The sequence below is a fragment of the Roseibacillus persicicus genome (assembly GCF_014651675.1).
Lineage (GTDB): Bacteria > Verrucomicrobiota > Verrucomicrobiia > Verrucomicrobiales > Akkermansiaceae > Roseibacillus > Roseibacillus persicicus.
This window is the reverse complement of the sequence record NZ_BMXI01000009.1, coordinates 222,928-233,878: the sequence shown is the minus strand read 5'-3', so window position 1 is coordinate 233,878 and position 10,951 is coordinate 222,928. Positions and strand designations below refer to the sequence as shown.

Sequence of the window (10,951 nt, the reverse complement as noted above, 5' to 3'; positions counted from 1 at the left end):
TCACGGGTGATTCGTTCGGTTCGCGGTTCCAGGCGGTTTCGATTCACATTGAGCAACTCGCACTGCTTGCGAATCGACAATTTCTTGTGGGCTTTTTCGATCATGGCTTTTCGCTAAGATCGATCCCCAGCTGTTCGCACTTTTTTTCAATGAACTCCTTCTCGATAACGAGTTGGCCGACTTTGCGTTCCAAGCGCTCAGCGCGCTTTTCCTCGCGCTTAGCGGTCTCGTTGACGCCGTTCTTGCGCTCGAAGAGTTCGCCCATGCGTTCTTCGAGCTCTTTCTTCCACGCGCTCACTTGGGAGGGCGCGATTTCGTTCTCCTGCGCAATGTCTTGGATGCTTTTCTCTTCTCTAAGCGCTTCTTTTGCGACGCGGGCTTTGAACTCCGCACTGAGATGTCTTCTTTTTCGTTTCATTGGTCTGATTTCGGGGTCATTTGCCCCTTCAGACCAGCTCAACTTTTCAACAAGCTCCTGGCTCCGTTTCCCGGGACCACTTCAACCTTCCAGCAAAAGAACCTTAATCATCGAAGCAGAAAGAACCTACGAGAACGTTTGTTAGAAATCTGCACAACCAAGGTCTTGGAGATCCGGCAAAATCGACGAGAACCGCGAGGCGTCAAAAGAATACCCAAAAGCTACCAACTATTGACCCAGCCTCGCCCAATCTTTGAAGAAATCCCGCACCGCTCCACTTATCGAAAACCCGCTTAACCAAGCGCCATTCGGGTCAGGCTTTTTTATTTTCTTCTGCCATAAATCTTTTCCCGACCCCTTTTCCATTTTCAATCTGTGTTTTCAGCATTTTTTCGATACTTCACTGTTCGATATGGTGGATGCCATCTGTCTTCTAAAAATCGTCCCAAATTTAACTTTCGTTCAATTTCGGTTCCATTCTTATCACTCCATGAAACTAAAATTTCGTTGCCATCTTTGGTAGGCAGCACCCTCCATTGTCCTTTTTCAACTTCAAAGAAGCCTTCGGAATTTTTCAGCCATCCACCGAAGCTTTGGTCTTCCGCGAAGGTTATCTCCCTTCTTTCTCCAGCATAGCGCTTTCCATCGATATACTCCACTCGCCAACTTCCAAACAATCGGGAGTCTTCGGCAGGATTTTTCTCGCAAGAAAAAATAGTAAGCAAAATCAAGGCTAGAAAAAATCTCACCGAACATCGTTTAATTCCAACCATCCAAAAAGTTTCCTCCATTTATCTGTTCATCCCAAACAAAATCCTGCCTTGTCGTGTCGCCGGGTCGTCTTCCAGTGGTGGGATTGACTTCAACATGATTCTGGTGCGCTTCTTCAATATAAGGTTCAATATAATCCCCCCAAAATTGAGTGTAGCCAATAACGGGTGGATGAGTAATTGATCCGACAGTGCTTTCATTCCAAACTTGGAACCGAGTATGCGCGATTGTTTCGGTGCCACTGGAAAGAGATCCGCATTCAGCATTCACATAGGCCTTAGCTCCAAATCCACCTAAATATGCAACAACAACGTCATGAGAAGCTGAACGATCAAGAAGAATTGCTTTTTTGAGGCCGTCCTTTGCAAGGACCGAATAATCTCGCATATACAAAAACATGCCTTCGATTCCTCCTAGATTCAGCGGCCACAAGAGTATTGAGTCGTCAGATTCACATCGACATATCTCAATCACCTTCTTTTTAATTTCTTCTCGCATCGAAGCGATGTGGTGATGATTTTTTAGGTGGTTGACCATCATTGATCCGGGGCCAAACTCACGATTCGTTGGTCCGTTGCCAGTCAGCCACTCCCAACCAAGTTGATAAGGGCCAACGTTACTGGCACCCGGCACATCAGGCCTTAGTCCAAAACCCTTTTTTGCGCCCCAATCACTCTTTGCAGCATCCCGAGAATACCATTTCGGTGCTGCAACCATTCCTAAAACATCCCACTTACCCACGGCGTTATTCCCAACCATCCCGTAGAGATTAATGCCTCCCCGCTCTTCAATCGGATCCCTGCTTAGCCATCTCCCCGTAACCGGGTCATAATATCGGTAGCCGTAATAGGCTAATCCGGTTTCCTCATCGGTATACTTCGTTGAGAATCCAAAATTCAAATCTTCAACCGAGCCATGCTTCGAAATCAAATCACCAAAGGGATCATAGTCGTTACGTTGGACAACTGCTCCGGACTCATTCAGCCAAGAGATAATATTCCCATTTCCATCATAAGAAGGTTGATAGTTCTCATCCTCGCTAATAACTACCACTAAGCCTCCCACACCTCCAGCTCCTTGACTACTTCCACTCACATCCGGTCCCCAGAGAAAGGATGACTTCAAGGACATCTGACCTGTGGAAAGAGAATCGTATTCAGCAATCAAGTTCCAGCCATCATAAAGAAAGTGCAGGTCCTCTTCGGTCGAGGGATTACTTGAGCTTCCCGTCTCTACCCTCTTCCAAACCCGCCTCCCTTGCCAATCGTAGGCAAAGGTCAGACGCATCCAAGGTTGTCCCGATGACAAATTGGTAGTCATCTCAATGAGGCGATTTTCACCGTTCCATTTATAGTTCCAACGAGCATCCGTTGTCAAGTTGCCGTCGAGGTCGTGGCTAGGCACGTAACTTATGGGATCGAGCCAGAGCTTTCCTCCAGAACCGGGGATGGCCGTGGCGTTTTCTTCGAGCGTTAGTTCAACCAAGACTCCGGTGGTCGTGGCGGGGCTTTGCAAGTGCAACTCGCGCCACCATCGATTACCCAGCTGGTCGGCTCGGTCACTCTCAGTTAGGATGCCGGGCGATACCGAAACCACTTCGGTGGAGGAATCCCCGAAGCCAATCAAGGAGATGTGACCGGAGTAGGTTATGGTACCGTATTGATTAAGATCGTTAGGAGCGTAAGTGATATTGCGAAGGTTGCTTCCATTCTGGTCGCCTCCGTATTTAGCCGTCTTCCGATTACCGATACCGTCATAGTCGTATTCAAACTGCTGTCCCGCAAGTAAGTCGCCCCCATTGGGAAGCCGCTTCTTCCCGGATGTGACTTCCCCTTTTGAATTGTAGCCAAACTCCCAGCGAGTTCCGTCCTCGCGGGTGAGCCATTCTCGGCGACCGGCAGAGTTGTATTTATAGCCAGCAGAGGTGAGAATCGAGCCCGTGGCGGAACCTTGGCGGGCCAAGACCCCAGTTACCCGTCCTCCGAGGTCGAAATGCCGGTGATGATGAACGTCAGTCGATCCCGTTCCGAGAGAAACCGAATAATGTCGAGGATGCGAAGTGCCTTCGAGATACTCGTGATAAGTAGCGGAAGGCCCTCTGCTTAAAGCAATCGTGGCAGGAGAGTCGGAGCGAGTGGCCATCGCAGTCCAAGTCCGCTCATACTCGGGAGTATTGCTACCCACATCGAAGACCGAAGTGACATCTTGAAATCCCGACTGGGAACGGCTCCCCCGCTGATAGTTCAGCACTTTATTCTCTAGAAACCCGACCCCGTAAGCCTCTGAGGCCAGTCCTCCGAATTCCGACGAATAGGCTAAGGTGGCTGAGTGAATCGTGACTTGGTCCAGTACTTGAGCCACGTTCATCGGGCGTCCCAAGCGATCATGATTGCTATAAATGACGTCAGCGGTGACACCGTCATTATAAGAAATCGACTCAAGATCGCCCAGATTGGAATAACTATAAGTTGTCTTGATCCGCTCCCCGGACCCGTCGGGATTGATTCCCCTTACCCACAGGCGTTCCTTCAACTGACCACCGGGATAGTAACGATACAGCGGGCCCTGACCAGTCGACCCCGTTGGATCCGAGTCGTAGAGCTTCTCCTCCAAAAGACCCGTGCCAGCCTGGTACTTCCATTTGGTTATAGTCGAATTGCCCTCGTCGCGGTAGGTGGTCAAGGTATCCATCTGACCACCGGGGATGTAAGTATACGAAAGCTGATAAGTATCTCCACTGACCTCGCTAACTCGACCGCTCAAGTTATACTGATAAAATGTGGTCTCTCCCGCATTATTAGTAACAGACCGGACTTGCCCTTCTCCATTGATTCCAGCTGGATGAAATTGGTATTTGACAGCTTGTTTTATCGCAGGTTGCTCGACGCTGACCACTTGTCCTACTCGGTTGGTGGTGGTGATGGTGACTCCTCCACGGGCGTCGGTGTAAGTTGTGACCAGTCCATTAGGATTGTATCGATAAACCCAATTCTCAGAGCCCTCCGCATCTGAGGTGGTTCGTGAGGCAACCTGCCCGCCACGAGTTACAACAACCTCAGCACCTTCCTCAGCAGACGATGTCGTGGTCGTGGTTACTTCCCCAACAGCAGTGACTTGAGTAACGACCTCTCTGGTCTCGCCGGAAGGAAACTCAGTCCTGCTGTGACCAATAAGTCGGGGAAACTGACCAAATTCAGCCGCCGGCAACGAGACACGGGAATAATAGACTGTGGTATCAGAGGGCTTTTTAGCAGTGGGAGCTGATAGGCGAAATTGCTCGGTCTTTCTCCAAAGGATACCAATGTCTTGCTGAAACATGGAGTCAGATGAAGAATAGCGGTCAGCCGAATCGGCAGTGAGAGAGCCACTACCATCGACATCTATCCCGACGAGCTGATTCCCTTGACCGTCATTCCCATAAAAAATTGAAGGCGACAAGGGATCCGTGGAATTGACCTGGTCCACCACCCCATCGTTATTCGAATCAACTTCTGTAATAACCACATCTCCCACTCCCTCTGCCGAAGGTCTCGACTGTGATAAGAGTTGACCTTCATCGTCCGTCACGGTTGTTGAAAGCACACCATCGCGATTAATGTTCGTTGTCAGTTGAGAGGTGGCGGCATCAACAGTGTAGGAATAGGTCGTCAACGAAGGCCCCGCAGTCTGACTTTTGGCCTTGCCGTCCAAATACCGGGCATTGCTCGCGAGGAGAATGGCGTTCTCATCAAAGTAGATGTTTCCTCGATAGTTCTTGGTGGTTCGACCCAAGTCTTCATAGGCCACTGAGCGAATGAAGCCCCCTTCACTCTCTTCCCATAGGAGACGGCCGTTCCAATCGGACACTTGAGTAGAGCTTGTAAAAAGGGCACCCACTTGCTCAGTCGTGATTGTTGTACGAACTGGTAGATCCCCACCACCCAACCAGACGGGAAGAGTAAGGAACCCTGGAGTTGAAACCACCGTGACAGTACGCTGTGGAGCCCCGTCGTTGACCGCAGCGGTGACACTTGTGCTGGTTCGAGAAACGGGGTCGTAACTATTGGTAGTCTTGAGCCCAGTCTGGTCGGTAAAAACAGTTGTAGTGCTATCGATTTCCACCGTTTGTGATTGAACCAGTCCTCCGAAGTAGACGGTCGATACCTGATTGCCGTCGCCATCCTCGCTTTGGACGGTATCAGATTCAGGAAGGGATGCCCAGATCACCCCATTCCAATATGATAGCGAGGAGAAAATTTCATTCAAATCAGTCGTAAGCTGATTTTCATCGCTCTCAATCTCAAAAGTCCGCAGTCGCCGGGTTGTTTTACCACGTAAAAACCGATCACTTCCATAATCGATTTGAGTATTGGTTGAAACAGCATCTTCGAGTTCAGTAGCTGAGCTTCCAACCGCTCTTATGTAGCTAATCTCACGGTAATGGGTCGCATCGCTGGCGCTACTCGATTCAACAAAAAAACCACTGCCTTCGGCAATCGTGCCATACTGATAAGAAAATAGATCGGATACCCCTAAGCCTGAGTCCCGTTCTACCACCCTTTCCGCAAATCCATTTTCGCTCCATGGTGATGGGACTTCCAACAATATTTCACCATCATTCGTAGACTCAGACACGCCATCACTGCCGCTGACAGCTTCGAAATCATAGTCGGGAAAATGCGCTGCCGTCAATAACGCCGGAAGTGGAACTACAAATCGACTAGCATTTCCAAGGTCTATTTCTTGCATCTCCGATTCTCCGTTTTCCCCAACTAACACCTCAAGAAAATAGGTAATACTCAAGGGACTTGGGAGACTACCACCCTCACTAGTCAGTAGTCCATTGTCCAAAAAGGGCCGCAAAATAGCAATTCTCTCGCCGAAAGTTGAAGAATAGATATACCGCTCCCAAGAGCCGTCCGGAAACACCGTTGCCATCCGTTTAGTATATCTAGGATCCTGAGATGCGGCATTATAAGTTTTACTATTATTCTCACTGGTGTAATCGATTTGGCCGAAATGGGAATTGTCAAAATCATCATAGTAGTGGCGAGTCAACCGGCCGTTACTTTCTTCTTCCACTAAAAGTTCATGAAACTGACCATTCCCTACCAGAACAGAGCCATTAACTATTGAGAGTCCAGTGGCAGCAAGAATTTCTTCTAATTCGTGGACCGACACAGCCCGCTGCATCGGCACGAGAATATCATAAAGGTTACGGTCATATTTGACTAGGATCTCCTGGCCTCCAACCAAATCGTATTTTGCACGAATCTTGAAACGCTCGTTGGCAGCAGTGCCATCGGTGGCAATGTTCAAAATCTCCAGTTTTTCAGAAACTCTATTCTCACTGATCCACTCATCCCGTGACCAAGAATCCGAAAGTCTTGAAACCAAAGTTGAAGGATTACTTGAATCGTCGGTCGATAAATTGTCGTTGGAACGGCTATAATGACGCGAAACCTTAGTCACATCTCCACGCACAGAAGTGAATTCCAACCCTTGCGAAACGACCATCCCATAAAGATTGGACTCACCATCAAAGTCAGGAGCTGATGAGAAATGAAATGCAAAATCTTGCTCTCCCCCGACTACATCACCGCTGAATCCCTCTACCACAACGGTATCGTTCTGTTGTGAAAGCTTGAGACTCGAAACTGGTTCGACTTCCTCTTGACTCTCATATACGCGAATCATCATCTGACCAGAATCTGGAGTAACAATGACATATTGCTCGTTTGATAGAGAGAAAGAGGTTTCAGCTGCTAGACTTTCAAGGTTCAAATTCCCAGCTTCTGAAAGCCGGAAATGCTTGAGCCAATCAGCATTGCCAAGAAGAGATGCTTGAGTAGGGTCTATATCAAAAAGAAGCATTAATCGCCCTCCACAAACGGCGTAAGAAGAAAACTGGGGAAGTGAGATCGACGGAAACTCGGTAGTATTTGTGGATGCTTCTGAAATCAATTTTCCTTGGCATGAAGAACAGCTCGCAGTGCCCCCACCGCCCCAAGACTTATTGCCCCCATCACCTTCCTCGTCCTCACCTCCTCCAGTGCTTTGGGCACCCTTATTGGAAACAGGAACGATTTTGATTACTCCATTACTTTCCTCTGCCTCGAACCCGCATGCTCCGGCTTGGCAGGATGAGAGTTCCGGCATTTCGTAGATAAATCCTCCCACATCTACGCTGGAAGAGCCAACATTACCAGAGCCCCCCCCTCCGCCTTGCCCTATGCCTGCCAAATCGCCTGCCAAGGCACCATGAACATCCCAGATATCTCCCGGCCCTAAAAAAATATTCCCTCGCTCTTGCCCGTCGAAAGTGATGGTCCATTCAAATTCACTAGCACATGATTCTTGAGACTGGGCACTCGAACACAGCAAACTAAACACAGAGGCAAGGAGCCGCAAGCTCGAGCATTGAAGAAATCTAAAATTCATTTCTGAAGGTATTAAAACGTAAATTTTTCTCTTGGCGGTGTAACACCTTTGGATATTAGCTATCTAATCCACCTTGAAACCAGCCATTGGCGACATTTGATTCTGCGAACACAACAAAACCACCAAACCTAAGAGGCTTCCAGAAAGAGTTCCCCACTTAAGGTTGCTAAAGTAAAGAAGGGAGAGCATAGTTGGCAGAAAAAATTGGGATGAGAATTTCGAATATTAAGACGATTATTCGAAAGGAGTGAGAACTGTTACCTCAGTGCCACTGAGATCAAAGTTTACGGCGTCCAATCTTTTCAAAGCTAATTCTTCACCATCAGGAATGCCGTCAAAATCGCTGTCAACCTCAAAGGCGTTAGAGAGGACATCATAGTTGATGGCAGCAAGATTTGTTTCACCATAGTATTCAACGTTGGTAACTTCCTCGCCGTCGGAGAGACCGTCGCCATCGGTATCTTTGTTAAAAGGATCGGTACCGAGCAAGAGTTCAAAATTGGTGTGGAGTCCATCGTGATCTTCATCATGTCCGGCTGGGACAGGCCTTGCAATAAGGAGGCTCAAGGTCGCGAAGAGAGCTACGGGAGCAATCAAACTTCCGGAAAGCTTCAAGAAATTCATTCGGATTATTTTCATGAAGTATTGATTTAGGTTTTAAAATTTTCTCATCTCGCGATTGGCAACAGTCGCTGACTGCTCAAAGAACCTTCGTGTGTGAGTTTCTGGAAAGTTTTCCATCGCAGTATCAACATCAAAGGACGACTGCAGAAGGCAACCAACGGCATCGAGGATCCACTGCCAGGTGAAGCTTGGTTTCCCAGCATAGCAAAGACGAATACGGCGACCCATTTCAGCGGCTTCCGCTGTCCTTCCAGCCTTCCATGCCGCAAGACCTTTCCAGTAGTAACCCCAGGAAGCCTGTTGATGGGTTGGTTGCTCCTGAATGATCCAATCGAAGTGGGACAAGCCTTCATTTGGACGATCACCATCTCGAATCTTCCAATTGGCGTAAGCCGAGCCCAGCCAAACATACCCCTCGGGAGTGACTTCATCACTATTGAGGAGCCCGGCAGCCAAATCTTCGCCGCCCAAGCGGTCCCCTTCAGCGATTAGAGATTGGAAGACCAAAGAAAGATACTCCCACCAATGACTGGCATCATTTCGCAACCAAGCTCTCTTCTCAGTCGAAAGAGAATGCCACTGGGAAACGATCTTTGCGGTGTGCACGAAATCGAAGTACTGCCTTCGGGTGAGATGGATGAGTTTCTTGAGAGCTGTCGAAGGCTGTTCAATTTCAAGAAAAGCCTCCCAAGCTGATGTCTCCGCAATCTCATAAACATGTTCTCGGAGAGCATTCAGTTGCGTTCCGGGAATGAGACTAAGCTGCCGACCGATATCAAGAAGGAGAGCGGGTTGCGCGATGCCAGCAAGGACATTGTCGATACGCGAGATGACCTCGCTATCATCAACGTCAGAATCGGTCTTGCGCAGTTCTTCCAACCACAGTCTAAGAGCCTGCATCCTGATAGGGGCAGACTGCCCCGGCCCCTCGGAAACGGAGAGAAACAGCAGTGCGGCCTGATGGTGATTTCCAGCTTCTGATTCGAGGCGCGCAAGCGCCCAAGTTGCTTTTCCCTTCCTGACCGCGCCCCCGTCGCCAGGCTCGTCGATGATGGATTGAAACATGGGACGAGCTAGATCGAGGGAACCCGCTCCGGCAGCAGAAAGCGCCATCCCGTGGATGGCATCCCTCTTGGCCCCCAGCCCAAAAAGGCGTTCGGCCTTAGCTGCAAGCCCGGCAAAATCAGGGAGAAGCTCACCTTGCTGGAGTAAACTCCTTACAATGGACTTCGAGCAAGAAATCACTTCCGATGGGCTGACTCGGTCCGAGTGAAGAACACGATGGGCTGCAAGCGCAATCACGGAGGGCGCGCCGCCATTGATCTTTTCGTCAGCTAAAACCATTTTAGCCAACTCAACCGCAGGGACTTCATCAGTCATTGAATCAGATTGCAGCCAATGCTCGGCAATCGTTTTCCAATTTGGGTCATCGAAAGAGCGGAGCGTCTTTACGATATCGACAATGCAACGATCCCGCACACTCTGTCGAGCAGTTCCAATCATGGACTGATAGAGAGCTTCTGGAAAAGCCGGGGCTTCCTGCCGAACCCGTGAAGTTATTAGGAGAGGCCATGCGGCCACGCTTACAGCTTGGAAATTTGATTCGGTCAGCACGTAATCTGCCCGGTCTTGTGCAGTAGCGGCATCGTCCGCAGCCAAAGCGAGACGTGCCAAAGCAAGATGTGCTTGGTAAGCCTTGGGCGAACTTCCGATTGCTTGCTCGTACCATTGCTTCGCTTCTGAAGTTTGCCCCTCCTGCAGGAAAAGATTGCCTAGCTGAGTGGCCGCCTCGCTGGCCAACACCGGTTGTTGCTCAATTACGACGGTCCCGTCGGAGCTTGCGAGGAGAGCATCAAATTCGACTTCCTTGTCAGCCCGAGTTTGCCACAAGGCTGCAGCCTTTAAATTAGCCTCTTCGAAGGAGGCCGCTTTGGCGAGAGAACGCACTTCGCCCAAGGCGGGACGATACCAGGCGCGAGGCAAATTCGGGATCGAAACTAAGGTTGCTAATACGGACGAATAGTAAGCGGCAGCTTCGTGAAACCGGCCCAGACGGAATTGGGTGTCAGCGGCAAGAGAACCGATTTTCCCCAAGGCGACCGAGTCGCCCGAGTGTGTGAGGGCCAACTCATCAAGTCGGGTCAATACCGGACCAATTTTTCGATGGTTGACGCGAACTTGAAGGTCCGCCAGTTCAGCGGCAAGCGGATCAAGAGTTGGATTTTGAGGAATCGACCGCTTTCGGAAAAAAGCTCCATCACTCATGGCCCCTCCTCTCAACGGCCTTCTCGCAGCCGGAAAAGCAAACTCCTCCAAACAGAAAAAAATCGGGCGCTCGGCCCCCTTGATGCCTGATGGCTGGCCGATACAAGCTCGCACTTTTTGTGCGCCCTAAACGAAACAAAACTTTTTTAGCCAACATAGTCAATGCAGAATTTAATTTTCTTGTTGCTCACAAATTGAATTGCCTTTTGACGGGTCGAGAATCGCGCATTTGAGATGCGAGCTAGAAACGCCTCTGAATAATACTGATCTTCGACCGGGACTATACGGTAAAGACCCGAAGGCCTCGCCGCCAAGCTTATACCTCCTGTCAGCGCAATCGCCGAACTCATCTTTAATACCGTCCTTCTATCCATTGGCCTTCTCTACTCTGACATTTCGTTAACCAGACCAAGAACTAACTCACCCCACTCAACTAGCAAGATCAAAACAACT

At 49.4% G+C, this 10,951-nt stretch carries 5 protein-coding genes; all 5 read right to left on the bottom strand.

Going from position 1 to position 10,951, the window contains the following annotated elements; all coding sequences use genetic code 11:
- Nucleotides 1-100: 100 nt before the first annotated feature.
- A complete protein-coding gene (locus tag IE099_RS12090) occupies nt 101-418 on the bottom strand; it encodes a transposase (RefSeq protein WP_189570197.1) in 318 nt (105 codons plus the stop codon).
- A 368-nt stretch (nt 419-786) separates the two neighbouring features.
- Nucleotides 787-1,149: a hypothetical protein gene (locus IE099_RS12085; protein ID WP_189570196.1), complete on the bottom strand. Its 363-nt coding sequence runs from the start codon at nt 1,147-1,149 to the stop codon at nt 787-789.
- A 28-nt stretch (nt 1,150-1,177) separates the two neighbouring features.
- The gene (locus IE099_RS12080) at nt 1,178-7,609 is read right to left on the bottom strand and encodes an RHS repeat domain-containing protein (RefSeq protein WP_189570195.1); all 6,432 of its coding nucleotides are present in this window, start codon (nt 7,607-7,609) and stop codon (nt 1,178-1,180) included.
- Between the two features lie 234 nt (nt 7,610-7,843).
- On the bottom strand, nt 7,844-8,248 hold the full coding sequence (locus IE099_RS12075; RefSeq protein ID WP_194598388.1) for a thrombospondin type 3 repeat-containing protein: 405 nt from the start codon (nt 8,246-8,248) through the stop codon (nt 7,844-7,846).
- Nucleotides 8,249-8,266: 18 nt separating this feature from the next.
- Complete coding sequence (locus IE099_RS12070) at nt 8,267-10,498, bottom strand: tetratricopeptide repeat protein (protein ID WP_189570193.1); 2,232 nt, start codon at nt 10,496-10,498, stop codon at nt 8,267-8,269.
- Between the last annotated feature and the right edge of the window lie 453 nt (nt 10,499-10,951).